24 protein-coding genes are annotated in these 26,827 nt (G+C 47.3%); 4 read left to right on the top strand and 20 right to left on the bottom strand.

Features of this window, described 5'->3' with window-relative positions:
- Positions 1-25: 25 nt before the first annotated feature.
- The 3 genes from WJQ40_RS04840 to WJQ40_RS04830 all read right to left on the bottom strand — a co-directional run bounded on the left by WJQ40_RS04840 (position 26) and on the right by WJQ40_RS04830 (position 2,870).
- Entirely contained in the window at positions 26-556 is a 531-nt protein-coding gene (locus tag WJQ40_RS04840) for a GNAT family N-acetyltransferase (protein WP_337538214.1), read from the bottom strand.
- A 150-nt stretch (positions 557-706) separates the two neighbouring features.
- Positions 707-2,644 carry a ferrous iron transport protein B gene (gene feoB / locus WJQ40_RS04835; protein ID WP_337538211.1) on the bottom strand — a complete coding sequence of 646 codons (1,938 nt, stop codon included), beginning with the start codon at positions 2,642-2,644 and terminating at the stop codon, positions 707-709.
- On the bottom strand, positions 2,637-2,870 hold the full coding sequence (locus WJQ40_RS04830; RefSeq protein WP_337538208.1) for a FeoA family protein: 234 nt from the start codon (positions 2,868-2,870) through the stop codon (positions 2,637-2,639). The genes feoB and WJQ40_RS04830 overlap by 8 nt, the downstream gene beginning before the upstream one ends.
- A 224-nt stretch (positions 2,871-3,094) precedes the next feature.
- On the opposite strand from WJQ40_RS04830, the gene WJQ40_RS04825 reads away from it, so the two are divergent.
- On the top strand, positions 3,095-4,054 hold the full coding sequence (locus WJQ40_RS04825) for an AraC family transcriptional regulator (protein ID WP_337538206.1): 960 nt from the start codon (positions 3,095-3,097) through the stop codon (positions 4,052-4,054).
- A 3-nt stretch (positions 4,055-4,057) separates the two neighbouring features.
- Here WJQ40_RS04825 and WJQ40_RS04820 read toward each other — a convergent pair whose 3' ends face one another.
- The 7 genes from WJQ40_RS04820 to WJQ40_RS04790 form a co-directional block, all read right to left on the bottom strand.
- Positions 4,058-5,668, bottom strand: coding sequence for a fused MFS/spermidine synthase (locus WJQ40_RS04820; RefSeq protein ID WP_337538203.1), 1,611 nt, complete (start codon positions 5,666-5,668; stop codon positions 4,058-4,060).
- Between the two features lie 111 nt (positions 5,669-5,779).
- Complete coding sequence (locus tag WJQ40_RS04815) at positions 5,780-6,199, bottom strand: hypothetical protein (RefSeq protein ID WP_337538200.1); 420 nt, start codon at positions 6,197-6,199, stop codon at positions 5,780-5,782.
- Positions 6,200-6,248: 49 nt separating this feature from the next.
- The gene (locus tag WJQ40_RS04810) at positions 6,249-6,926 is read right to left on the bottom strand and encodes a 4Fe-4S dicluster domain-containing protein (protein WP_337405705.1); all 678 of its coding nucleotides are present in this window, start codon (positions 6,924-6,926) and stop codon (positions 6,249-6,251) included.
- 27 nt (positions 6,927-6,953) lie between these two features.
- Positions 6,954-7,883 carry a DUF1848 domain-containing protein gene (locus WJQ40_RS04805; protein ID WP_337405706.1) on the bottom strand — a complete coding sequence of 310 codons (930 nt, stop codon included), beginning with the start codon at positions 7,881-7,883 and terminating at the stop codon, positions 6,954-6,956.
- The gene (locus WJQ40_RS04800; protein ID WP_337538196.1) at positions 7,880-8,686 is read right to left on the bottom strand and encodes a YdcF family protein; all 807 of its coding nucleotides are present in this window, start codon (positions 8,684-8,686) and stop codon (positions 7,880-7,882) included. Before WJQ40_RS04800 ends, WJQ40_RS04805 begins: the two co-directional genes overlap by 4 nt.
- Before the next feature lie 122 nt (positions 8,687-8,808).
- A complete protein-coding gene (fucO, locus tag WJQ40_RS04795; protein WP_337538193.1) occupies positions 8,809-9,954 on the bottom strand; it encodes a lactaldehyde reductase in 1,146 nt (381 codons plus the stop codon).
- Positions 9,955-10,044: 90 nt separating this feature from the next.
- A complete protein-coding gene (locus tag WJQ40_RS04790) occupies positions 10,045-10,731 on the bottom strand; it encodes a TIGR00266 family protein (RefSeq protein WP_337538191.1) in 687 nt (228 codons plus the stop codon).
- A 247-nt stretch (positions 10,732-10,978) separates the two neighbouring features.
- On the opposite strand from WJQ40_RS04790, the gene WJQ40_RS04785 reads away from it, so the two are divergent.
- Together WJQ40_RS04785 and WJQ40_RS04780 are read left to right on the top strand one after the other, a co-directional pair.
- Entirely contained in the window at positions 10,979-11,368 is a 390-nt protein-coding gene (locus WJQ40_RS04785; protein ID WP_337538188.1) for a DUF3783 domain-containing protein, read from the top strand.
- Between the two features lie 132 nt (positions 11,369-11,500).
- Entirely contained in the window at positions 11,501-12,211 is a 711-nt protein-coding gene (locus WJQ40_RS04780; RefSeq protein WP_337538185.1) for a lysophospholipid acyltransferase family protein, read from the top strand.
- Positions 12,212-12,305: 94 nt separating this feature from the next.
- Here the strand turns inward: WJQ40_RS04780 and WJQ40_RS04775 are convergent, their stop codons facing one another.
- The 8 genes from WJQ40_RS04775 to WJQ40_RS04740 all read right to left on the bottom strand — a co-directional run bounded on the left by WJQ40_RS04775 (position 12,306) and on the right by WJQ40_RS04740 (position 23,714).
- Positions 12,306-13,409 (bottom strand): glycerate kinase, encoded by a 1,104-nt coding sequence (locus tag WJQ40_RS04775; RefSeq protein WP_337538183.1) that lies wholly within the window; start codon positions 13,407-13,409, stop codon positions 12,306-12,308.
- A gap of 437 nt (positions 13,410-13,846) precedes the next feature.
- On the bottom strand, positions 13,847-15,340 hold the full coding sequence (locus WJQ40_RS04770) for a glutamate synthase subunit beta (protein ID WP_337405719.1): 1,494 nt from the start codon (positions 15,338-15,340) through the stop codon (positions 13,847-13,849).
- A 12-nt stretch (positions 15,341-15,352) separates the two neighbouring features.
- Positions 15,353-19,903, bottom strand: a complete 4,551-nt coding sequence (gltB, locus tag WJQ40_RS04765) for a glutamate synthase large subunit (protein WP_337538182.1) — start codon at positions 19,901-19,903, stop codon at positions 15,353-15,355.
- 329 nt (positions 19,904-20,232) lie between these two features.
- Positions 20,233-21,087, bottom strand: coding sequence for a CPBP family intramembrane glutamic endopeptidase (locus tag WJQ40_RS04760; RefSeq protein ID WP_337538180.1), 855 nt, complete (start codon positions 21,085-21,087; stop codon positions 20,233-20,235).
- Positions 21,088-21,089: 2 nt separating this feature from the next.
- Complete coding sequence (locus WJQ40_RS04755; protein ID WP_337538179.1) at positions 21,090-21,770, bottom strand: HAD hydrolase-like protein; 681 nt, start codon at positions 21,768-21,770, stop codon at positions 21,090-21,092.
- A 16-nt stretch (positions 21,771-21,786) separates the two neighbouring features.
- Entirely contained in the window at positions 21,787-22,692 is a 906-nt protein-coding gene (locus tag WJQ40_RS04750; RefSeq protein ID WP_118798894.1) for a S1 RNA-binding domain-containing protein, read from the bottom strand.
- Positions 22,692-23,228: a rubrerythrin gene (rbr, locus tag WJQ40_RS04745; RefSeq protein ID WP_262575139.1), complete on the bottom strand. Its 537-nt coding sequence runs from the start codon at positions 23,226-23,228 to the stop codon at positions 22,692-22,694. Before rbr ends, WJQ40_RS04750 begins: the two co-directional genes overlap by 1 nt.
- A gap of 15 nt (positions 23,229-23,243) precedes the next feature.
- On the bottom strand, positions 23,244-23,714 hold the full coding sequence (locus tag WJQ40_RS04740) for a flavin reductase family protein (RefSeq protein WP_337538178.1): 471 nt from the start codon (positions 23,712-23,714) through the stop codon (positions 23,244-23,246).
- Positions 23,715-23,889: 175 nt separating this feature from the next.
- Here WJQ40_RS04740 and WJQ40_RS04735 point away from each other — a divergent pair, with 175 nt between their 5' ends.
- Positions 23,890-25,446 (top strand): ABC-F family ATP-binding cassette domain-containing protein, encoded by a 1,557-nt coding sequence (locus WJQ40_RS04735; RefSeq protein ID WP_337538176.1) that lies wholly within the window; start codon positions 23,890-23,892, stop codon positions 25,444-25,446.
- A 15-nt stretch (positions 25,447-25,461) separates the two neighbouring features.
- Here the strand turns inward: WJQ40_RS04735 and WJQ40_RS04730 are convergent, their stop codons facing one another.
- Together WJQ40_RS04730 and WJQ40_RS04725 are read right to left on the bottom strand one after the other, a co-directional pair.
- Positions 25,462-26,310, bottom strand: coding sequence for a DegV family protein (locus WJQ40_RS04730; RefSeq protein WP_337405730.1), 849 nt, complete (start codon positions 26,308-26,310; stop codon positions 25,462-25,464).
- Positions 26,311-26,314: 4 nt separating this feature from the next.
- Entirely contained in the window at positions 26,315-26,773 is a 459-nt protein-coding gene (locus WJQ40_RS04725; protein WP_118798889.1) for a MarR family transcriptional regulator, read from the bottom strand.
- Positions 26,774-26,827 lie beyond the last annotated feature (54 nt).

Here is a 26,827-nt window from a genome sequence, read left to right as displayed (position 1 = left end):
TACATTCTCTTTCTGCATACCCATCTCAGAATCTCAGCCGCAGCTGATGCCATGCCACATCTCCATGCGTTGACTTATCTGAGATCCCCTCATCTTCAAATCCAAACCCGGCATAATAAGATACCAGATGATCCTTACAGGTCAGCACCAGTCCCTTTCTGCCCTGCTCCCTGGCATCTGCGATTGCCCGTTTCAATAGTAATCCGGCAAGTCCTCTTCTCCGATATGCCTGAATCGTATTGACACCGAAGATCATCTGCCACGCACCATTTTCCCGGTGCATATCGGCTTTCTCATACATCTCGTCCGTCAGATCTTCCTTATCTGTCACGAAGCCATCCACAAAGGACACCAGTCTGTCTCCCTCATACAGCAGCCAGAAATGACTGCCATAAACCCGGATCCTGTCTGCAAATTCTTCCCTGGCTGCCGCCTCTGCCGCAGGAAAGCACTCTGCTTCTACGGCTGCTATGCTGTCAAGGTCATCCATGGTCGCTGTCCTTATGGTAAAGCCATTTTCTTTCTTTTCTTCCATCTTTTTCAGTGCCACCTTCATCGTCTTCTCCTACAGGTATCCGTATTTACTTTTGAATCCAAGCAGACATCCGACAGAAACCAGAAATGCCAGTACCTCAGCTACAATAACAGCATACCATATGCCGGTAGGTCCGAACAATACCGGAAGCAGCAATACAAAAATAATCCTTTACCAGATCAGCAATCCGATATGATAGAACAGGCACGCCAGGGTCAGTGAAAATACCACATAATACAATATAGAAAGGGCAATCCACTTTTTGGAATGGTTTTCCCTGTAAGTTGCGGCAACTGTCATGGTACAGGGCACATTGAACATGATCGCCATGATAAAGCCAAGAGCCTGTGGCTTCGAGATCACCTGCGGCAGCAGCTCCATCATGGATTCTGACAGGCCAAGCGACTTGGAATTAAAGGCAGCAGTTACCATATCGGTATTGCTGTACAGTGCATTCAGCACACCAAGCAGGGATTCCTTGGTCATCATGGAAGATAAATATGCCATGAACATCTGCCAGCTCATGCCAAAGAATTCTGTCACCGGTGCGATCAGCTGTCCTACCTTTGACAGGATGCTCTCCGTTCCAAACCAGTTATAGCTCAACAGATAAAATACCAGCGATACCAGCAGGATCACACGGAAGGCACGGCAGAAAATATCCTTTGCCTTATCAAGCGTTGTCCGGAAGATATAACTCCACTTAGGCTTATGATAAGGAGGCAGTTCCATGATCATTCCGCCTCTTCCCTCTTCTCCGACCAGTGACTTTGCAAAGATCCTGGATGCCAGAAACATGGAACTGATGGTAATGGCAAACATGAGAAGCAGAACCACCAGACCTCCTGCGGGTCCGAAAAATAAAGTAGCCAGCATGGGTCCCATGGAAAGACCAGTACCACAGGGAATACTCCATACAAGGATCATGGTCAGAAACCGCTGTCCGTTATTGTCAATCACACGGCTTCCGGCAACACCTGCCATATTGCAGCCAAGGCTCATCAGGAAAGAGCAGACGCTTTTCCCTTGCAGTCCAAGACGCTCCATCGCCTGATTAAATACCACAGAAATCCTTGCCATATAACCCACATCTTCGATCAGGGCAAATACAAAGGTTACCCCAAGGACAAAGCCTGCCATGGATACGGTAAAAAACAGTACATTCGGCAGTACGGTAGCCACCAGATCTGCCAGTGGCTTCCATACATTCATCCGATCCATCAGCGTCTGCAGCGGAGGTCCTATCAGCGCCGGGATCATGGCTCCAAATCCCATGATCGGTGCAGCGACCACCATGGCAGCCAGCAGTGCCAGCACAATGATCCCAAAGGCCACCCATTTTCCGGAGTGCCTTCCCAGTGCTTTTCTGTCAAAACTGCCAAGCTCGCTACTGCTCTCCTTCTTTTTTACAGCATCTGCAAGAATACTGTCGATCAGCTCATATTTATGCTTTCCGGAAATCATCAGTCCTCTGTCTGTTTTTTCCAGCTCCTGCACTGCCAGCTTCTCTTTCGTATAGACCGCTGTTTCCTGCTGTTTTTCTGTAAGTTCTTCAAAATGACAGTCCGGATCTTGATAATAATATTTCATAAGAAGGCTGCTCTGTGCCATTCTCCCGCTGTCTATCGCTTCTGCAAGCTTCTCCTTCAGGTCAACATATCGTCTGATATCTGCTGCTACAAAGTCCATGACCGGAATGCCAAGCTTTTTCTGTATCTTTGCTGTATCTATCTGAATCCCTTTCATTTTGGCCACATCCATCAGATTTAAAATCAGGATCACCGGAATATTGATCCCGATAAAATCGGTAAACATGTACAGTGACCGTTCCAGCTGTGAACTATCTACCAGAACCGCCACCAGATCTGCCTTGCCGGAAGCTATGTAATCTGTGGTAATAACCTCTTCCTCTGATCCTGCAGAAAGGCTGTAGCTTCCCGGCAGGTCGATCACATGATATTCCTCTCCCTGAAAAGTAAAAACGCCTTCCTTATGCTCTACTGTCTTGCCCGGCCAGTTTCCTACATGCTGATGGGAACCTGTGAGTCCATTAAATAAAGAAGACTTCCCGGAGTTTGGCTGTCCAAGCAGCGCAATCGTCTTACTCATTTTCCTTCCCTCCCTCTAATGTAATTCCTTCACAGTCTTTCCGGCCAAGTGCCACTACGGAATCCTTACAGTAAAATAATACGGGCTGCCCCTTCTGATTCTGGATCACACGGATTCTGGTTCCTTCCACAATGCCGATCCCGACCAGTCTTGACAGTATGTGATGATTACCGGTTACCGCTGTTACTGTTCCTGTATATCCGGCATTTGCATCTGCTAGTCTCATATCTCTCCCTGCCTTTCTTTCTGTCCTGTTGCTTCCCTGCTTCTCTTTCGTGTAGTTTGTTGCAGCTAACTTTTATTAGTTTATTATGCGAGGCAGATGCCGTCTATATCACTTTCAGCAAAAAAGGTTCGTTTAGCATTCTGTTCTTTTTATGATTGTCATTTCTTATATCTGGTTTTATAATAGTTCTGTGAAAATAATAAAGACAAGGAAAATTTGATTTTATGAAAAAAGACAATTCAGCTTCAAATGGGATATCCGCTATGATGCGGGCACTGGATTCTCTGGATCAGGCAGATGGTCCCATGTCTGTCCACCGTAACCTGCCAGATGGTTATATGGATCTGACCATTTACTCTGTACTTCCCGGTATTTATATGGTCAAAAATGATATCCATGCTTCTTCTGTGCCAGCCCTTGGTGAATCTATGCCATTTGAAATTTATACTGTGAATTACTGTATAGACGGCCGATGCGAATACCGGCTTTCTGATGACAATTACAGCTATGTGATTAAGAATCTGATGACAGTAAGCACCGGGACAATCCCCGGCTCCTTTTATTATCCTTCTTCCAGTTATCTGGGATATGAAATTTATATTGCGCCTTCCCTGTTTTCTGAAAAAACGAAACAGATACTGGAAACCTTTCAGATTGCCCTTACGGATTTTCCGGACTACTACCCCTGCAATGCGCCTGCCGGAATCGCAGATCTGTGGAAATCTCTGGAACAACAGATGAAGAAAGAAAATACAGGCGCTGTCCGGCTTATCACCCTGCAGCTTCTGTATGCGATCGTAAACAGCAGTATGCCTGTCATGCAGCACACCATTTACCTGACTAAAACACAGGCGCAGCTTGCCAAACAGCTGAAGGAGATTCTGACAGAAAATTTCAGCCGGCACATTGCAGTCCGTACTGTGGCAGATACTTATGGCATCAGCGAAACCAGTCTGAAAAACTATTTCCGCTATGTCTATGGAATGAATGTTTCCACCTATCTGAACAAAGCACGTATGGAATATGCCGGCCGTTTATTGTCTGAAACCACCTTAAGTATCGCCGATATCGCCAGAAGCTGTGGTTATACCAATCAGGGACGGTTTGCAAAGGTTTTCTGTGATTATTACCAGGTAAAGCCTCTTGACTACCGCAGGGCTTCCCGGCATCCGGATACTCTCTGATCCTCAGGAAAGCAGATCGATCAGGCCCCGTATTCCTTTCTCCTGATAAATGGTCTTGTAATAGGACACCTCGTTCTGGATCAGTTCATCGATCATGCGCATTCCAAGAAGCTCTACCGGTGCCTTATCATCCGTCATGATGTGACCACCTGCTTCGTAAGTCTCCAGATGATCCCCGATCCTTCCCATCATGGCTGTCAGATCACCATCCTGCTCCAGTGCTACATTGAGCCTGTAGGTTTGCAGCATATCCGCATTGTCAGAGGCAAACAGCTCCCGGTTTGTAGATCCGCTCACATCTACCGTGCAGACCTGATCAAACACCTCAGAAATAGTGTCTGCCAGATACTCGTTGATATTTCCCTCAGCACCACTGTGCATGTTCATATTGACGACCATGAGACCATCATCCTTCAGGTGCTCCTTTACCATGGTAAAAAACTCCACGGTAGACATCTGGAACGGTATGGTAATATCCTGATAAGCATCCACCATGATCACGTCATACTTTTCACTGATCACATTCAGATATGCTCTTCCGTCATAGGTCGTGACTTCCACATCTTCCGGCAGTTCAAAGTACTTTCTGGCAAGCTTCGTGATCTTCTCATCAATCTCTACCCCTTTGATGGACGTATTGTTAAAATACCGCTCACACTGGGTAGCATAGGTCCCGGTTCCATTTCCAAGGATCAGGATATCCAGTCTGTCCTTTTCCTTCACACCCGCCATATAAGGGGCAGCCATGGCATAATCATAATACATACCGGTCAGCCCTTTATCCTTCAGGTACACCGACTGCACACCGAACAGAACATTGGTAGAAAGCACTACTTCCCTGTCATTTTCATATACCTGCAGATAATTGTAAATTGACTCCCCCTCATAGGTAAGATTGCTCTGCCAGAAAGCAAAACTGTTGTTATGGCCAAGAAGGCAGCAGATCAGAAATATTACAATACTAATCGGCACCCTCCTGGCCCCGGTAAAATTTCCTCTGGTACTCACAAAATAAATAACAGCCAGCAACAGCAAAATACCTGCAAAGATCAGGAATGTGATCGAGGTTCCCACTGCCGGGATACTGATAAAGGTCGGTACAAAGGTCCCGATAATGCTTCCTATGGTATTGGAAGCATTCAGCTTTCCAACTACGCTTCCACTGTCATCCAGACTGTCCACTGAAAACTTTACCAAAGACGGTGTCACGGTTCCAAGCAGAAACAGCGGAAATACAAAGATCACCATGCATGCCACAAATCCGGCTATGATAAGGAAGTTACTGTTTACGGTAAAGATCAGCAGTGCTGATATTCCGATAATGATATATTTGCCGACAACCGGTATGGCTGCGATCCACAATGCTGCGATGATAATACGTCCATAAAGTTTATCCGGATTCGGATCCTTATCGGCTGCCTTTCCTCCATACAGGTTGCCAAGCGCCATGGCGATCATGATCGTTCCTATAATGATCGTCCATACAATCTGGGATGAGCTGAAATAGGGCGCCAGCAGTCTGCTTGCTCCAAGCTCTACTGCCATAACTGACATTCCTGCGAAAAATTCTGTCAGATACAGGTATAGCCTGTTTTTCAAAATACTGTTCTTCATTTCTGTCTGTTTTCCTTTCCGATTTCCTGTCTGTCATCTGACAGGATCGTTACTTCTGTTTATCCATTATATTTCCAGACAGTCGAATCGTCAACAAAGGCATTCTTCACCTCATCTGCAGCTCATCTGCAGCTCTGTGATGATCTCTTCATAAGATTCCGGCTCCAGATCATACCCAAGATAGGCAATGCCCCGGTACACCGTCTCAGGAACGGTCTCACTTTCTGACAGATACTGCTTCATGGCAAGGAGCATTTCCTCTTTCTTATCCTGCACACTTTTTTCTGCTTGTCTTAATTTTTCTATTTCATAATCGGAAGTATTTCCACAGGGATGGGTACAGGTGGCACAGTCCGGCGCTATCCTGTGTTTTTCTGTGTGGATCTTCTCTACCAGTTCTGCCTCCCGGCTGCTATCTGAAAGCTGCAGCACAGCTTCCCGGACCACCTGATCGGTATGCTCTGTCTTGCCGTTATTGGCTACTGCTCCTGTCAGTCCAATCAATGCGCTGATCACTTTTTCACCCTGCATTTCCTGCCTCCTGTTTTGCTGTTATTTCTGCTCTGCTTTCCTGAGTCTGTCACCCCGGGTTCCTCACCAGGATTCTTCCGTCTGTTGAAATCGTGACGACCTCCCACGGAATTTCTTTTCTGCTGCCCCGCATGGCTTTCCTTACTGCCGCTTCCAGTCCTCCACAGCAGGGCACTTCCATCCGGACAACCAGTACTTCTGAAATGGCATTGTTCCTGATGATCTCTGTCAGTTTGCTGCTGTAATCCACCATGTCAAGCTTGGGACAGCCGATCAGGATCGTATGCCCTTCTGCAAAGGTACGGGAAAACTCTCTGTAAGCATATGCCGTACAGTCTGCGGCGATCAGAAGCCTTGCTCCCTGAAAATACGGTGCCTGCAGCGGAGCCAGCTTGATCTGCACCGGCCAGTTTCTGACCTGCGCTGCTGCCTGCTCCGGGTTCTTCCACTTTGACCGTCCTGTCTCCTGCTTCAGCTTCTTTCGCTCTGCGTCCTGCTTTGCCTGCTGTACCGCAGCCTCGTCGTATGCCGGTGCCTCCCTTTCTTCAAAGGTGATTGCTCCTGCGGGACATGCCGGCAGGCAGTCCCCAAGTCCGTCACAGAAATGCTCCCTTGCAAGGCGTGCCTTTCCTTCCACGATCTCAATAGCGCCTTCATGGCAGGCAGCCGCACAGATTCCGCAGCCATTACACCTTTTTTCCTCTATGTGTATGATCTTTCTTATCATTTCTGTTTTATTCCTTTCCTTAGAAAATCAGAGAAACAGTCTCATCTGGGCATCTTTAAAGCTCTTCTGCTGAGCCTCTTTCACAAAATCTGTTTCCCGAAGATGTCCGATCAGAAGCGGTGAGTTTACATCATGCCGTTTCCTGTTTTCCTCTACACTTTTTCTGTCATAATTGGCATAGCAGTACAAGCACCCATGCCCACAGGTATTGTAAACGCCAATGTCAGCACCAAGCAGACAACTGCAGGCCTCTCTGGCAGCCTTCTTCTTTGGCACCTGCAGTCCACAGCCGATAGCCTGCTCCAGAACTCTCTGTGACAGGCAGCCATCCGCATCTACGTTAGGTCTTACCAGTGCCTGATTTTCACAGCAGAGATTGATCTGCATTCCATTTGCACCTGCAATCCCGGCAAAAGCTTCTATGATCCTCTCCTGCTCGGCTTTCGTCACCTCTCTTGCCTCCCTGAAATTCCGCTTTGTCTTTTCATAAAGATCCAGAAAGCTGACAACACACTGACCGGTATATCCCCGAAGCTTTTCCGCCATTTCTGCAAAGCAGGCAATATGATATTCCACAGAATATTTTTCTGTGATAAAAACCGGATCATAACGCCAGCTCATTCTCTCTTTTCCCACCATATCGGAAAGCTCTATAAAGCTCCTGATCACATCCTCCTTTGGCGGTACGAAAGGCTCGATCTCCCTGTCATAAGGCGTGATCGTCACAAACCAGAACATGTCATAGGCGCTGAGATGTTCCAGCCTGCCCAGCATCGGCTGTGGATTCTTCGTGCAGAATACCAGCGCATCCACTACTGATGGATCCAGCACATATCTGGTCACCTGCTCCGGATAGTAGGGATTCCGCACCATCACATAGCCTTCTTCGATCCTTTTATAAAACCAGTCGCTGAAATATGCCGGGATATCCGTCCTGCTGCCGGTATTCAATATCATGGCCTGTTTTCCCTGGAGGCAAACAGCGGATTGGCTTCCCTTGTTTTTTCTCCGTAGACACTCTTCAGATCTTCAAAAGCATTTCTCACTTCTTCCAGTATATCCACATGGGCAATATAGTTTTTCCCTTTGGGTCCGTATCCTTTCCCGTCATCCGAAAGCCTCGGGATCTCTCCCATCAGCAGATTCACATACCGGTCCATATCCCACATGCCATGAATTTCTTCCGTGAAAACGAGTTTCTCTCCCTGTGCCCTGACTTTTGCTGCATAGGCTGCATAATTGATGATCACCGTTTCCTTTTCCGCATATTTGCGAAGTCCCGCATCCATCCGGTTCTGCATAGTGGCATCCTGACAGATAATAATGCTTTTGCAGGAAATATTCTGTTTCTTTAAAAGCTCCAACAGATATGTGATATTGTTTCCACAGTTGGTAGATGCTTTTTCCAGATAATCCACATCACAGTGATAGATTTCCTTCAGGTATCTGCTGAAAACCTCTGCTTCTGAAAGTCCGGTTGTCTCGATCACCGGATATTCATCGTGGACTCTCTGCCGCAATGCTTCCGTCGTATGCCCTGCTCCGCCTACGATCACATAGTTTTTGGCAATGTTCTCCTGAACTGCCTTTGCAAGGACATCACCACCAGCCAGGATACTGCCCCCAAACAGGACAAATACATCTGCCTTCTCAAATCCATATTTTTCTTTTAGCTGTTGCCCGGAAAGCTCTTCTATATCCCTCTTTCCACAGAACTTTCCAAGAATATTGATCTTTTCCGCAATCTGCTCTGTTTTCATATCATATTCCTTTCTGCCGGCAAAGATGCCGTGTTATATCAAAAAAGGCTCCCGGCGTTTTACACGGAGCCGGGAACCTTTCTGTCATTTCTGCTTCTGTCCATTCAGGACATTACATTTTCTTACATCAGCTTGCGGAACAGTGCTGTCAGATCTTCGATGCTGGCATCCTTCGGGTTACCCGGTGCACACGCATCTGCATGAGCGGATTCTGCAAGGAACGGAAGATCCTTCTCCTTCAGTGCTTCCAGTTTAGCCGGAATGCCTACATCCTCAGAAAGCCTGCGTACAGCATCAACTGCTGCCTTGCGGTAGGTCTCCTGATCCATCTGATCTACGCCTTCAACACCCATGGCACGGGCAATTTCACGATATTTTTCGCCAGTGCAGTCTGCATTGTACTCCATAACGATAGGAAGCATCATTGCACAGGCAACTCCATGAGGAGTATCATAAACAGCACCCAAAGTATGAGCCATGGAATGTGCGATTCCAAGTCCTACATTGGAAAATCCCATACCTGCAATATACTGGCCAAGTGCCATACCTTCCCGTCCTTCTTTGGTATTGGCAACAGCGCCTCTTAAAGATCTTGAAATGATCTCGATTGCTTTCAGATGGAACATATCTGTCATTTCCCATGCTGCCTTTGTGGTATAACCTTCAATCGCATGAGTCAGGGCATCCATACCGGTAGATGCCGTCAGTCCCTTAGGCATGGAAGCCATCATTTCCGGGTCTACAACTGCGATGATCGGCATATCATGAGGATCTACACAGACAAACTTACGCTTGCGCTCTACATCAGTAATAACATAGTTGATCGTAACCTCTGCTGCTGTACCTGCTGTGGTAGGAACTGCTATGATCGGGATGCAGGGCTTCTTTGTAGGTGCTACGCCCTCAAGGCTGCGTACATCTTCAAACTCCGGATTGGCAATGATGATACCGATCGCCTTGGAAGTATCCATGGAGGAGCCTCCGCCGATTGCAATAATATAGTCTGCTCCGGAAGCCTTAAAGGCTGCCACACCGTTCTTTACATTATCAATAGTAGGATTGGCCTTGATATCGGAATAGATCTCATAAGCCAGTCCTTCTTTTTCCAAAAGCTCTGTTACCTTTGCTGTCACTCCAAATTTGATCAGATCAGGGTCAGAACACACAAACGCCTTCTGAAAAGCATGTGCCTTTGCCTCATTTGCAATCTCTGCGATTGCCCCTGCTCCATGATAAGAGGTCTGATTCAGCATAATTCTGTTTGCCATAAGTAAAAAATCTCCTTTCTCTTCTCTGTGGTAAAATTATTACCTGCTGCTTCAATTATAATCGAAAATGCAGAGGAAAGGAAGTCCTCTTTAATTGGATGATCTTCCAGTCGGTATATAAGGAATGATCCTCTGTGCCAGTCCTGCTGCACTCATGGTCTGCAGCCATACCTTCCCCGGTCCCTTCAATGTCGTAAGGAACAGTCCTTCCCCTCCAAACAGTACATTGGCAAAACCCTTTACCATTTCTGAAGAGTATTCCACGCTAGTTTCAAAAGCAGCTACATTGCCTGTATTGACCTTGATCACCTCTCCCGGTGCCAGTTCCCTTTCCACGATCGTCCCATCCAGTTCCAAAAATGCCAGACCCTGGCCTGAATACTTCTGAAGGATAAAACCCTCACCACCGAAAAATCCCGCCTTTACACCGGTAACATATGCACTCACTGACACATTTTTTGTCGCACAGAGGAAAGCATTTTTCTGCGCAATGTATTCCTTTCCACTGCCTATCTCCAGCATCCTGATCTCTCCGGGAAAACTGGATGCCATGGTGATCTCTGCATTGTCATGCTGTGCCGCATAGGTTGCCAGAAAGAGGCTCTCTCCGGCAAACATCCTGCCAATACCGCCAAGCAGTCCGCCTTTCATATTGGTTTCCATGGAAAATCCTTCTGACATCCATATCATACCACCTGACTGGGTATAAATTTCTTCTCCCCTGTCAAGAGTCAAGGTTACTGCTGGCATAGGGCTTCCAAATATTCTGTAATGCATACTCTTCTCCTTTTACCTTCCTTCTTTTATTTTATTCCTTCCGGTGTCTTACGTTGGCAGCTTGCCTGACCATTCATAATGACAGTTACAGCATTTTCTCTATCCCGTACTTCTTTGCCATATTTCTCTTCCACATGCCGCCAGCTTCACATACTTCTATTTTTCTGCTATTCTGTAAATAATGAAATGGTTATAAATGATTCTTTTTCTCAACAACTGATTATCATGATTTAAAAGGAGTTTTCAAATGTCATCTACTCAGGTTATTCTATTATATCATATAGAAAAAACAAAGGAAATGCAGATCCGCCAGCTCTGTAAGAGGCTTTTTATCACAGTAAAAACCGTGCAGCGGACCGATTATTCCCAGTCCCTTGGTTATCTTGCCGGTGTAGCTGGCTTTGCAAGAAAAAATGCAGTCTATCTTGGCAATGAGCTTCCTGCTGAGATGCTTGTCTTCTCCGGCATGACCTCTGAGCAGATCGATCTGTTCCTTGCTGAGTACCGTAAAATGGGGATTTCTCCCATTGCCTGCAAAGCCGTTATCACACCCATCAACATTTTCTGGGATGCAGGAAATCTTGCAGAAGAGCTATTAAAGGAGTACCACCAGCTCCATAAAGATCCCGGTATCTGAAACAGACTGCATTCCCTTTCTGAGACACACTTCTTTATCCCCACACCATATCCGCGCTTTCAGTCGTTTCTTGAAAAGAAATGTCTGATATGGTATGATTTTCCCAGTACTAAATTTGAGGGGTGAAGTTTTTTGATCAGAATATGTTATGTAGTTGGTATCTCACTGCCATTCGTTATTTATTATCTTATCCGCATCAGCTATGTAGAACAGCACGGAGATAAATACACAGAAACTGTCCGATACCAGATTGCCCGCAATGCTATTTCCATCCTGAAATTCAATGGTATGATCCGGACCGATGTTTACGGTCTTGAAAATCTGCCAAAAGACGGCGGCTACGTTATGTATCCTAACCACCAGGGCAAATATGATGTGCTTGGTATTATTTTCGCTCACGAAAAACCCTGCACCATGATGATCGATGACAAACGGGCCGATCTGCCGCTGACCAAGGAATTTGTTTCCTTATTAAAGGGGAGCCGCCTTGACAAGACTGACATGAGAAAACAGGTGAACACCGTTCTTCAGGTCGCTTCCGAGGTCGCTTCCGGCAGAAGATATATCGTTTTCCCGGAAGGCGGCTATGACCACAACAAGAATGAAGTTCATGATTTTCTACCTGGAGCTTTTAAATGTGCCATGAAGGCCAGACGTCCTATTGTTCCTGTCGTTCTCATCGATTCTTACAAGGTCTTCGGTGTCAACAGCTTAAAGCCGGTACGCACACAGGTTCACTTCCTGAAGCCCATGTACTATGAAGATTACAAGGATATGACCTCAAAGGAGATTTCTGATCTGACAAGAAACCAGATCATTTCTGTGATCCAGAAGGCTAGCTGATCTTCCTGCCAGCCAGACATACTTTCTACGGGGCATTACAGATGTATTTCATCCCTCATGCCCCGTTCTATAAACTCTTAAGATAAATGTTGCTCTATCCCATCCTCTGCTTAAAATAGTTATCTGCTGCAAGCTTCAGATAATACTGCCCCTTCTCCATAGATTCCTGAATGGAAATCCCTCTGGCAATTTCCACTGCAATTACACAATTTCTGCAAAGTTCCTCTGCCGGTACTTTACAGATACCACAAAAAGAAACGATTTCCCTGTTACTGGCATGCTTCCTGATACCACTCAAAACCTTTCCCATAAGGCTCTGTTCATCCAAACATCCTTCCCCGGTTACAACCAGATCACAGTCTTTCACAAGCGCATCAAACTGACACAGCTCCAGCATACCTTCGATGCCGCTGATCGTCTTTGCTCTGAGAAATGCCGTACATCCATATCCGGCACCTCCTGCAGCCCCCGCTCCTGCCTCCGGCAGCATTGCCTGACAGTCACGCTCTATCACTTCTGCCACGTGGATCAGACCAGCATCCAGGACTGCAACCTCTTCCTTCGTTGCTCCCTTCTGTGGTGCATAAATATAGGCAGCTCCCAGAGGTCCATACAAGGGATTAGTCACATCACTCATTACCGTAAATTCAGCCTCTCCGATCCGCTGATCCAGCCTCGAACATTCTATTTTCGATACCGCTGACAGCGTCCCTCCTGCCGGAACAAATGACCGTCCATCTCTATCAAAGAAAGTAATTCCAAGCGCTGCTGCCATCCCACATCCGCAGTCTGTTGTGGCACTGCCTCCAAGACAAAGGAAAAACTTCCGACAGCCTTCATCCAGTGCCGCTCTTATCAGCTCTCCAAAGCCAAAGGTACTGGCCTCCAGTGCACGAAATCCGGTCTGCTTTGTCAATCCGCTGCTTTCTGCAATTTCAAGGACAGCCGTTCCATCAGGAAGAATCCCATAGGCTGCCTCAATCAGTTTTCCCTCCGGGGAATGTACTGTCACTGTCTTCCTGCTTCCGCCCTTTGCCCGGAGAATACAGTCCATGCTTCCTTCTCCGCCATCTGCAATGGGAAGTCTGACAACCTCACACTTCAAATGTTCTTCTATGGATCCTGCCAGAATATCGGTTACTTCCTGCGATGTCATACTTCCTTTAAAACTGTCCGGAATCACAATCACTTTCTGCATAATAAAGACATCCTTTCCTGCTCATAACTTCATCATATCATTCTCCGGGGCATCAGGCTATGTTTTCTTCCCATATGCCCCACCTCAGTCATTTTTACGTTCATTTCACTGCCTTTTGGGGTATCTGCATGCACTTTTCCTACTGATGCCCCGCTCTGCGAAGTTTTCGGGGCACCACAGCATATTTTCCTTTCTGGTGCCCCTGACCCAAAACCTTCCTCTGATCTCAATGTTTCCGGGGCACCACAGCACATTTTCCTTCCTGATACCCCTGAACTCCGAAAACACTCCCGGTGGTCCTGAACTCCGAAAACACACCTGGTGCCCCTGACCTCCGGAAATATCTTCCGATTCCGGCACCTCTGCGACGTGCGCCGCAAGGCGCATCAAAAAAGGTGGCTCTGCCAAAAGGCAGAGCCACCTTTACTCCCGCACTCTTACTGCACGATCAGATTAGTATATCCCATCAGGCTTTCATCCACAGCCCTTGCTGCTTCCCTGCCTTCACGGATCGCCCATACTACAAGGGACTGGCCTCTGTGCATGTCTCCGGCTGTAAAGACATTCTTCACGCTGGTTTCATAGGCACCTGCGCCGGTCTTCACATTGCTTCTCTCATTGATATCTACATGGAACGCATCGGTTACATATTTCTGGCTTCCAAGGAACCCTGCCGCGATCAGTACAATCTCTGCGGGAAGAGTCTGCTCGGAGCCCGGCACCTCGCTCATCTTCATCCGTCCGCTTGCAGGATCCTTCTCCCAGGAAAGCTTCACGATCTTGACTGCCTTAAGGCTGCCGTTTTTATCCTTCACAAATTCCTTCACCGTAGACTCATAGATCCGGGGATCATGGCCAAATACGGCGATAGCTTCCTCCTGGCCGTAATCTGTCTTGCAGATTTTCGGCCATTCCGGCCAGGGATTGCTGGCGCTTCTGGTATCAGGAGCCTTTGGCATCATCTCGATCTGTGTTACAGACTTACAGCCATGACGGATACTGGTTCCCACACAGTCATTTCCGGTATCACCACCGCCGATGATAACTACATTTTTGCCCTTGGTATCCACATATTTCTTATCTTCAAAATCAGAATCCAGCAGGCTCTTCGTATTGGCCTTCAGGAAGTCTACTGCAAAGTAGATCCCCTTGGCATCCCTGCCCGGTACACTGATATCTCTCGGGTTGGAAGCACCGCAGGCAAGTACGACTCTGTCATACTCCTTCAAGAGCTTTTCTGCCTTGATATCCTTACCGACATCCACACCGGTTTTAAACACGATGCCTTCTGCCTCCATGACCTTGATCTTACGGTCTACGATGTGCTTCTCCAGCTTCATATTGGGAATTCCGTACATCAAAAGTCCGCCAACCCTGTCAGAACGCTCATACACCGTTACGCTGTGGCCTCTTTTATTCAGCTGATCGGCAACGGCAAGTCCGGAAGGGCCGCTTCCTACAACTGCTACCGTCTTTCCTGTCCGGACCTTGGGAGGCTTCGGATCGGCATAGCCCTTTTCATAGGCATTCTCAATAATCGCATATTCATTTTCCTTCGTGGCAACCGGATCCCCGATCAGATTGCAGGTGCAGGCTGCTTCACAGAGCGCCGGGCACACACGGGAGGTAAACTCCGGAAAGCTGTTCGTCTTTTTCAGACGGTTATAGGCCTGCTGCCAGTTTCCGGTATAAACTAGGTCATTCCATTCCGGTACCAGATTGTGCAGGGGGCAGCCGCTTGTCATTCCGCAGATGTTCATTCCTGCCTGGCAGAAGGGCACACCGCAGTCCATACATCTTGCTCCCTGAAGCTGCTGCTTTTCTCTCGGGAGGTGCTCATGGAACTCATTAAAATTCTTAATCCTGTCCTTAGGCTTTACGTCCTTTGATACTTCTCTTTTATAATCCATAAATCCTGTTGGTTTTCCCATCGTGACACCTCCTTATTTTGCTGCCCTGACTGCGTAGAATGCTTCGATCTGTGCCTGCTCTGCAGAAAGGCCCTTTTCCTCCATCTGTACGATGGTAGCCAGCATCTTTTCGTAGTCATGAGGGATGATCTTCTTGAACTTCGGCAGATAATCACTGAAATGATCCAGAATCATCTTACCCTTTTCGGAATTGGTCAGAGCCACATGCTCCTTGATCATATCCTTCAGTTCAATAACATCATATTTGGAAGTTACTTCATAGGAAGATACCATTTCCTTGTTCAGGCGGATATACAGATCATTTTCCTCATCCAGTACATAAGCCACACCGCCGCTCATACCTGCAGCAAAGTTCTTGCCTGTAGGACCAAGGACTACCACACGGCCTCCTGTCATATATTCACAGCCATGGTCACCCACGCCCTCTACAACAGCGATCGCACCAGAGTTTCTGACACAGAAACGCTCACCAGCTACACCATTGATAAAGGCCTTTCCACTGGTTGCACCATACAGTGCCACATTTCCGATAATGATATTTTCATCTGCTTTGAACCGGCTTCCCTTCGGTGGATATACGATCAGCTTACCGCCGGATAAGCCCTTGCCAAAGTAGTCGTTGGAATCTCCCACAAGCTCAAGTGTCAGTCCCTTCGGGATAAAGGCACCAAAGCTCTGTCCGCCGGCACCGTTACACAGTACACGGTAGGTATCCTCTGCCACCTGATCCCCAAGTCTTCTTGTAATCTCGGAACCAAGGATCGTACCAAAGGCTCTGTCCGTATTCTTGACATCTACCTCAATGCTTCTTCTTGCACCGGTTTCAATGGCCTTGTCAAGCTGCTTTAACAGTACCTTTTCGTCCATGGTATTTTCCAGCTTGAAATCGTAAACCTGCTTCGGATCAAAGGTAACCTTCTCCTTGCTGCCCACATAGGGATTCTCAAGGATCAGACTTAAATCTACCTGCTTCTGGCTCTTAGAAAGGTTATCCTTTACCTTCAGGAACTCGGTATGGCCGACCAGCTCATCCACAGTCCTTACACCAAGCTTTGCCATATATTCCCGCAGTTCCTCTGCGATAAAGTGCATGAAGTTGATCACATACTCCGGCTTTCCTCTGAAATTCTTACGAAGCTCCGGATTCTGGGTAGCCACACCCACAGGACATGTGTCCAGATTGCAGACTCTCATCATGACACATCCCATGGTTACCAGGGGTGCTGTCGCAAAGCCGAATTCCTCTGCACCAAGGATCGCTGCGATAGCTACGTCACGGCCGCTCATCAGCTTACCGTCTGTCTCGATCCTTACCTTATTACGAAGTCCGTTCATGATCAGCGTCTGGTGTGTCTCTGCAAGTCCAAGCTCCCAGGGAAGTCCTGCATTGTGAATGGAATTCCTCGGTGCCGCACCGGTACCACCATCATAACCAGAGATCAGGATAACCTGTGCACCGGCCTTCGCAACACCGGCTGCAACAGTACCAACACCCGCTTCAGAAACCAGCTTGACACTGATCCTTGCCTGCTTGTTGGCATTCTTCAGATCATAAATCAGCTCTGCCAGATCCTCGATAGAATAAATATCGTGATGAGGCGGCGGGGAGATCAGACCTACGCCGGGTGTTGAATGTCTGGTCTTTGCGATCCAGGGATAAACCTTGCCTGCCGGCAGATGTCCGCCTTCACCGGGCTTTGCTCCCTGTGCCATTTTGATCTGGATCTCATTGGCGCTTACCAGATATCTGCTGGTTACACCGAAACGTCCGCTGGCTACCTGTTTGATGGCAGAGCATCTGTTCTTGCCATCAGACCCTGCAGAAAGTCTCTCCAGATCCTCACCACCTTCACCGGAATTGGAGCGTCCGTGAATGGTGTTCATTGCAATTGCCAGTGTCTCATGTGCTTCCTTGGAAATGGAACCATAGCTCATGGCTCCTGTCTTAAATCTGGTTACAATGGAATCCACACTTTCTACTTCCTCGATCGGGATTCCTTTTTCCGGATAATTGAAATCCATCAGGCCACGCAGGTTCTTTACTGAATCCTCATCATTGACAAGGGCTGTATACTGCTTGAACATCTGATAATCACCACGCTTTGTGGATTCCTGCAGCATATGGATCGTTGCCGGATTGTACAGATGCTCGTCACCACCACTTCTCATCTTGTGATGTCCCACACTGTTCAATGTCAGGTCATTTGCAAGTCCCAGCGGGTCAAAAGCCTGTGAATGCAGTGCATCCACTTCCTTTTCAATATCCTTTAAGGTAATACCACCCACACGGCATACCGTATGAGGAAAATATTTGTTAATAACATCCTTATCAATACCGATTGCTTCAAAGATCTGGGATCCTTCATAGGACTGGATCGTACTGATTCCCATTTTGGAAGCGATTTTGACAATGCCATGTAAAATAGCGTTGTTGTAATCATCAACGGCTGCATAATAATCCTTGTCAAGCATATGGCTGTCGATCAGCTCGCGGATGGATTCCTGCGCAAGATAAGGATTGATCGCACAGGCACCATAACCAAGCAGGGTAGCAAAATCATGCACATCCCTGGGTTCTCCTGACTCCAGGATCAGCGCTACACTGGTCTTTTTCTTGGTTACGACCAGATGTCTGTTCAAAGCTGATACGGCAAGCAGAGACGGGATTGCCACGTGATTTTCATCTACGCCCCTGTCAGACAGGATCATGATGTTCACACCGTCCCTGTAAGCTCTGTCCACTTCTACGAACAGTCTGTCAATAGCACGCTCAAGGCTCGTATTCTTATAATAGGTGATCGGAATCACTTCTGCCTTAAAGCCTTCCTGATTTATATCCTTGATCTTCATCAGATCGGTATTGGTCAGGATCGGATTGCTTACCTGCATCACGTGGCAGTTCTTCGGGGTTTCCTCCAGGATATTGCCGTCGGTTCCCACGTAAACAGTTGTTGAAGTAACCACTTCCTCACGGATCGCATCAATAGGCGGGTTGGTTACCTGCGCAAATTTCTGCTTGAAATAATGGAAAAGAGGATGATTGGTCTTGCTCAGAACCGGGATCGGGGTATCCACTCCCATGGCTGCAATAGCCTCGGCTCCGTTCTTTGCCATGGGAAGAATGCTCGTCTTTAACTCTTCGTAGGTATAACCGAAGGCCTTCTGCATCCGCTGTCTTTCTTCATATGCAAATTCCGGTACTCTTTCATTCGGAATCTTCAGATCCCGCAGATGGATCAGGTTGCTGTCCAGCCACTCACCATAAGGCTGTCTGGAAGCATAACCCTCTTTCAGTTCATTATCATCAATGACCTTGCCCTTTGTGACATCCACAAGCAGCATCTTGCCTGGACGAAGTCTTTCCTTTACAAGGATCTTTGAAGGGTCAATATCAAGTACCCCAACCTCAGAGGAAAGGATCAGCTGGTCATCGTCTGTGATCACATAACGGGAAGGACGAAGACCGTTTCTGTCAAGCACTGCTCCCATCACATCACCATCACAGAAAAGAATGGAAGCCGGACCATCCCATGGCTCCATCATGGTTGCGTAGTACTGATAGAAGTCCTTTTTGTGCTGGGACATGGTCTTATTGTTTTCCCATGGCTCCGGGATCGTGATCATCACTGCATGGGGAAGATCCATGCCGCTCATGACAAGGAACTCCAGCGTATTATCCAGCATGGCTGAGTCAGAGCCTGCTGTATTGACTACCGGCAGTACCTTATGCAGCACGCTGTGCAGATGCTCGGATTCCATGTTTTCCTCACGGGCAAGCATCTTATCCGCATTACCCTGAATGGTATTGATCTCACCGTTGTGCACGATAAATCGGTTCGGATGGGCTCTCTCCCAGCTTGGATTGGTATTGGTAGAGAAACGGGAATGTACCATGGCAATGGCAGATTCGAAATCCTTATCCTGCAGATCCGCAAAAAAAGTACGGAGCTGCCCAACCAGGAACATTCCTTTATATACGATCGTCCTGCTGGATAAGGAAACCACATAGGTATTATCTGAGGACTGTTCAAATACTCTTCTTACAATATAAAGCATGCGGTCAAAATCAAGCCCCTTTTCCACCTGTGCGGGCTTCTTTATAAATGCCTGCATGATATGGGGCATACACTCAACTGCCTTATGTCCGAGAACCTCCGGATGGGTAGGAACCTCTCTCCATCCAAGAAAAGTAAGTCCTTCCTTCTCTACGATGATCTCAAACATCTTCTTGGCCTGATTCTTCTGCAGCTCATCCTGAGGAAAGAAGAACATACCAACGCCATATTCTCTGTCCTCTCCCAGTGTGATCCCAAGGCTCTTTGTCACTCTCTTAAAAAATTTATGGGGGATCTGCGTCAGAATACCAACACCGTCACCGGTCTTACCTTCTGCATCCTTTCCGGCACGATGCTCCAGATTCTCAACGATCTTCAATGCATTTTCAACGGTTTCTCTGCTCTTCACACCCTTAATGTTTACACAGGCACCGATACCGCAGTTATCATGCTCAAACTCCGGACGGTACAGAGGTGCATCTGGCACGGTCTTTTTCACATCAAACATTTTGTGGATCTCCTTCCCTTAGTAAAATACAAAAAGAATCCTGCCTGCAGGATTCTCCGCCTGCGGCGGGTCGCTTTAAGCGACATCTGCCCTTCCGCCGCAGTGCGATCCTGCCCGGAGGGCTTTTTTATGTCATGGGAACATTACGACGTAATTTCCCATGACATAAAAAAGCCGCAAAAAGAGCTATGCTCGCTCCTTTGCGACTTTCATTGAAATCAATATACATCACTTTTTTCTATTTGTAAATAATGACTTTTCTTATCATTGTCAGATTATTTGTGAATTTATTTTCTGTGCTTATTTTGTCAGATTTATTTATTAGTTATCTATTTATTTTCTCCCATTTCGCACAACTTAAGGTACCATACTCCCAATCCTGCTGCAAAAATCAGTAAAGCAACTGCCAATCCGATCGCTACTGCACTGTTTAAATCCCGAAGTCCATTCCTGTAAGTCACGGTAAATACCGTAACATTAGCCACCGCATGAAATATCACCGGGGCTGCAAAGCTCTCTGACCTTTCATAAACTATGGCAATGATCACCCCAAGCAGAAATCCATACAATGCCTGCACCGTATTTCCATGGTAAAGGCCAAAAAGCAGTGCAGAAAGCGGTACAGCCAGCTTCACAGAAAAACACCGTTTCATCCGGTTATAAATGATACCACGAAACACTGCCTCTTCTGCAATGGGTGAAATCACCCCATACAATACAAGCCCAATGGCAAAGGCCACCCCATACTGCGCCTCTTCTACTCTGGTATAGGCTGCTGAACTCTCTGTGATCCCCATCTGGAAAAACAGGATATTCACCCCCATGGATACACACAGTGCGATCGCTGCCAGTACACCATAGGAGGTTACATTTCCCTTTTTCTTCCATACCGGAAGTGCTTCCTTCTTCAGCATGCCCCATATGGGGAGCATGCCAAGCAATATGGCGATCCCGCTGACCATGCCGTTTGCTGTCTGGCCATTCTGTATAAGCCATTCCTTCAGGGCTCCGCCATTTCCGGAAAGCATCAGTTCAAGCCCGCCCCAGAGGACGATCTGGGCGAGGTCATGCACCACGTAATAAAGAAAAAGCGGCAGCAACAGATATACCGCTTTCTTCATGGATTTCCATTTTTTCAGTTCTTCTGCTGGCCATGCCAGTTCCATGGTCTGTAAAAATCCCATCTTCATCCCTTCACCTGTCCTGTCAGCAGGATCTCTTTCAGCTCTTCCACTGTTCCCGCAATGGCATCGGCTCCTTCTGCCTCCAGCTCTCCTTCTGCTGCAAAGCCATAGTGCACACCGACCCCGGTCAGCTTCCATGCCCTGGCTCCCTGGATGTCAAACTCCCGATCCCCGATCATGGCACAGCTCTCCCTGCGCTCTTCCTCAGACAATTCCAGGATACCAAGCTGTCGCAGTGCTTCCTCTACCACTTCCTCTTTCTTTTCCCTGCTGCCGTCAAGACCGCTTCCGACCACAACAGAAAAATATTTTTCAATGTCAAAGTGATCCAGCACCTTTTTCACAAATACCTCCGGCTTACTGGATGCTACGGCCAGATGACACCCGGCCTCTGACAGAGCCTGCAGCATTTCCGGTACTCCTTCATACACCTGGTTTTCAAAAATACCGATCGGACGGAACCTCTCCCGGTAAAATTCCACTGCTCTTTTCGCCATATCCCGATCCATACCGTAATACTTCTGAAAGCTTGTATGAAGAGGCGGTCCGATAAAGCACTCCAGCTTCTTCAGATCAGGCTCCTCGATCCCACACTTTGCAAGGGCATACTGCACGCACTTCGTGATCCCTTCCCGGGAATCCGTCAGTGTGCCGTCAAGATCAAACAAACAATATTGGTACATGTGATGATATCCTTCCCTACAGCTTCAGCTTCGCAAACAGATCCCCGAGGCTTGTTCCAAGACTCTCTCCCGAGCTGTACTGCTTCGCATCTGTATCCTCGATCTCTTCTGCCTGCGCATTTTCCTCTGCTGCCTTAATGCTTAAGGAAATCCTGCCGTCATTGGTGTTTAATACCTTGACCTTAACCTTATCGCCTGCCTTCAGAACCTCTGAAGGCTTCTTGATCCTTTTTTCACAAATCTGTGAAATATGAACCAGACCGCTCAGTCCATCCTGCAGTGCTACAAAGGCTCCATAGGGCTGCAGACTCTCTACCGTTCCATTCAGAATCGTTCCCGGTACGATCATGGCTACCTTGTGGTCATGTGCTTCCTTCTCCTGCTCTCTTAAAATTTCCTTTGCTGAAAGAACCAGCTTCTGCTTCTCCGGATCCACCGTGATCACGCGCACGTTAAGCTGCCTGCCCTGGAAAGGTGCCAGATCCTCCACATACTGCAGGGAAAGCTGGGACGCCGGGATAAATCCACGGATTCCTTCCACATAGGCAACCACACCGGCATTTACTACTTCACTGACCTTTACGGTCAGCTCTTTCTTTTCTTCCAGATACGTCTTCAGTACATCCCATGCGGTATCCTGCTGCGCTTCCTTTTTGGAAAGCAGTATATTGCCATGTCCGTCGTCCATACTGATGACCTCTGCTTCGATCTCATCCCCTACCGCAACATCTGTCATAAGGGAAAAGGAGGGATCATTACTCATATCCTCCGCCTTGATGATCCCCTGTGCGTAATACTTCAGATCTAAAGTCACTTCCTCTTCATTTACGTCAATGACCGTTCCTGAAATGAGATCTCCTTCACTGATCTTGCGGAAGCTGGCCTCCAGCTCCCTTTCATAATCCTTCATTGATTCTTCCATTAGTAATTCTCCGCCTTTACCTGAAAATAGCTCTGTGGATGTGCACATACCGGACAAACCTCCGGTGCTTCCTTACCGATGCAGATATGTCCGCAATTGCGGCACTGCCAGATCGTATCACCATCTTTGGAAAATACAACGCCCTGCTCAATATTGGTGATCAGTCTGCGGTATCTTTCCTCATGCTCCTTCTCAATGGCAGCTACCCCTTCAAATAAAGCAGCAATCTGCTCAAAGCCTTCTTCTCTGGCTACTTTGGCAAACTCACTGTACATATCTGTCCACTCGTAGTTTTCGCCCTCTGCCGCATGTCCAAGGTTCTCCAGTGTAGAATCAATTCCACCGTTGATCAGCTTGTACCACATCTTGGCATGCTCTCTCTCGTTGGCTGCTGTCTCTTCAAAAATCGCTGCGATCTGCTGATAGCCGTCCTTCTTTGCCTTGGATGCAAAGTAGGTGTACTTGTTGGTAGCCATTGACTCTCCTGCAAAGGCCGCCTGTAAATTTGCTTCTGTTTTTGATCCTTTTAACTCCATAATTTTCCTCCAGTCTTATGACTTCTTGACAACTCTGTGATAATAAGCATACGTCATTTCCGGTCCTTTGTCAAAGCTTCCTGCACCTGTCACCTCACCGAGAAAAATGGTATGCGTATCAGTCTCCACGGTATTGATCACACGGCAGGTCAGATAACCGCAGCTGTCACTGATCACTGGCAGGAAATCCTCCACCTTATAATCTACTCCATCAAATTTATCCACATCTCTCCCAGAACGGAACCCAAAGCCGCCGATCAGTGATGGAGCCGAATCCTCTGCAAGTACCGAAACTGCAAATACTCCCGTTTCCTTAATGCATTCCGTTGTGTAGTTCTGATGGTTCAGGCTTAATGCCACTGTTATCTTCGGTGATGAGGTGATCTGCATCACACTGTTTGCTGTGCAGCCGGTAGGACGTCCATTATCCCAGGTGCTGATCACATATACCCCATATGATAGTTTCCTTAGTATAGATGTATCCATTCTTTTTCCTCCTTAATCTTTTTAATATCAGTAACTATTACTAATATTAGTGTAAGACAGATATTTCCATCTGTCAATGATATTTTCCCGCAAGGCTGATTTTTTATGCTATAATCCCTTATGATATACATTTGACAGTTCTGTCTGAGCTGTCTGAAGAAAGGTACAGACATTTATGAGTATTTTAAACGTAGAACATTTAACCCATGGCTTTGGTGACAGAGCCATTTTCCAGGATGTTTCCTTCCGTCTGCTGAAGGGTGAGCATATTGGCCTGATCGGAGCCAACGGCGAAGGGAAATCCACTTTTATGAATATCATTACAGGCAAGCTGATGCCGGATGAGGGCAAGATAGAATGGGCGAAAAACGTACGTGTCGGTTATCTGGACCAGCACACTGTCCTTGAAAAGGGCATGACGATCCGTCAGGTGCTCTCCTCTGCCTTTGATTTTCTGTTTGACATGGAAAAACAGATGAATGACATCTGTGACAAAATGGGAACCGCATCTGAAGAAGAACTGGAACAGTACATGGAAGACCTTGGAACCATTCAGGATCTGCTTACCATGCACGATTTCTATATGATCGATGCCAAAGTTGAAGAGGTTGCAAGGGCTCTTGGCCTTTTGGAGCTTTCTCTTGACAGAGACGTCTCTGATTTAAGCGGCGGTCAGCGTACCAAGGTGCTTCTTGCCAAGCTCCTTCTGGAAAAACCGGATATCCTGCTTCTGGACGAGCCTACCAACTATCTGGACGCTGAGCATATCGCCTGGCTGAAACGGTATCTGAATGACTATGAGAACGCCTTTATCCTGATCTCCCATGACATTCCGTTTTTGAACAGTGTTGTCAATTTGATCTACCACATGGACAATCAGCAGCTCACCCGTTATGTAGGGGATTATGACAAGTTTCAGGAAGTCTATGCCATGAAAAAGGCACAGCTGGAAGCTGCCTATAATAAGCAGCAGAAGGAGATTGCGGACTTAAAGGATTTTGTAGCCAGGAATAAAGCCAGAGTTTCCACCAGAAATATGGCCATGTCCCGCCAGAAAAAGCTGGATAAGATGGATGTAATCGAGCTTGCGGCAGAAAAGCCAAAGCCGGAATTTCATTTTAAAGAAGCAAGAACCCCTGGCCGCTATATTTTCCAGACACAGGATCTTGTCATCGGCTATGAAGAACCTCTCTCCAAGCCCTTAAATCTGGAAATGGAAAGAGGTCAGAAAATTGTTCTTACCGGTGCCAACGGAATCGGTAAAACCACACTGTTAAAGAGTATTCTCGGTCTGATCCCACCGTTGTCCGGATCAGTCACTCAGGGTGATTACCTGAGTATCGGTTATTTCGAACAGGAAATGTCCGGTGATGGCAGTAATACCTGTATCGAAGAGATCTGGCAGGAATTCCCCGGCTACAGCCAGTATGAGGTACGTTCTGCCCTTGCCAAATGTGGTCTGACCACCAAGCATATTGAAAGCCTTGTTAAGGTATTAAGCGGCGGCGAGCAGGCAAAGGTACGTCTATGCAAGCTGATCAACCGGGAAACCAATGTCCTGCTTCTGGATGAGCCTACCAACCACCTTGACGTAGATGCCAAGGATGAACTGAAACGTGCCCTGACCGCCTATAAGGGCAGCATCCTCATGGTATGCCACGAACCGGAATTCTATGACGGACTGGCAACTGCTGTGTGGGACTGCACACAGTTCACTACTCGACTCGTTTAGTCAATCCTTCACACACTATACTGAGAAAAATGCAACCGCTACTGCACCGGGACCGGCATGTGTACCAATGACACTTCCGATCATGGTTGTCTCCAGTGAGGAAATACCTTCTTCCCAGAGTGCCTTACTGTCTTCGATATACTTCTGAAGAAGGGTATCATCCAGTCCGGTGTAGCCAAGAAGGATCGGCTTTGTAAAATCAATTCCTCCTGTCTTTCTGATCTCACTGACAAGCAGGTTATTTCCCTGCTTGGAGCCTCTTGCCTTTCCAAGGATCACAATCTCCCCGTCCCTGATGCAGACAACCGGTTTAATGGAAAGCACACCGCCTGCAAACGCAGCCGCTGCTGAGATCCGTCCACCCTTTTTCAGATACTCCAGTGTATCCAGCATGGCGATCAGACAGATCTTTTCACGTTCTTTTTCCAGTCTTTCTGCGATCTCTCTGGCTCCCATCCCCTCGTCCACAAGGCGCAGCGCCAGCTTTGCCAGAATGGCAGTTCCGATCGCTACATTTCTGCTATCTACCACGTAAATGCTTTCCTCATGCTCTCTGGCAGCGATCATAGCACTCTGCCATGTTCCTGACAGCTTGGAAGAAAGTGTGATCACAACAGCGCTCTCCCCCGCTGCCGCAATTTTCTCAAATATATCACTGAAGTCTGCCGGTACTGCCTGGCTTGTCTTGGGAAGCACATCACTTTCGATCAGCTTCTGGTAAAATTCCTTCTTTTGGATCGTAACACCTTCAATATATTCCTCATCTCCAAAGCGGAGCGTTAAAGGGACGACTGTCAGTCTTTCTTTCACATCCTCTGTAATATCTGCTGTTGAATCTACAATAATATTTACTTTCTTATTCATGTTTTCACCTTTCTTCTGGGATCCCGTCCTTTGCAAGTATCCTGAGGTTTTCCACGATCCGGTCCAGTGCCTCATAAAAGATCTGTCTGTTTTCCTCTGTCAGATCCTTTCCGGCAATCTCCACAGCGATCCTGGCCCGCTCGCTCACATGTCTGGCGGCCTCCTGTCCTTCCTCTGTCAGCTTGAAGACACCTCCGTACAGCGTTTTTCCAACGCTCTCCTTTCGTACCAGTCCTTTCTTTTCCATCAGGGACATCATACGGGATACATCTGCCTTATCCTTGACACACAGTTCACACAGCCTGGGCGCTGTCAATCCTTCTGGAAACCGGTACATGGTCAGAAGATAGATGGAATGGGTTCCCTTCAGTCCGTATTTTTCCATTTCATCCCCGGTCAGCTTGTGCCAGTACCGTGAGATTTCTGACATTCCTACTGAGAAACGCTCAAATCTGTCTTCCATGGTTACCTCCTGTTTCCTTCTATAACGCAAAAGTTGACAAATCAACTTTTGTCA

The sequence above is a fragment of the Suilimivivens sp. genome (genome assembly GCF_037359455.1).
Taxonomy (GTDB): domain Bacteria; phylum Bacillota; class Clostridia; order Lachnospirales; family Lachnospiraceae; genus Suilimivivens; species Suilimivivens aceti.
Note: the sequence above shows the minus strand (reverse complement) of the source record. Positions and strands in the feature narration are given on the sequence as shown.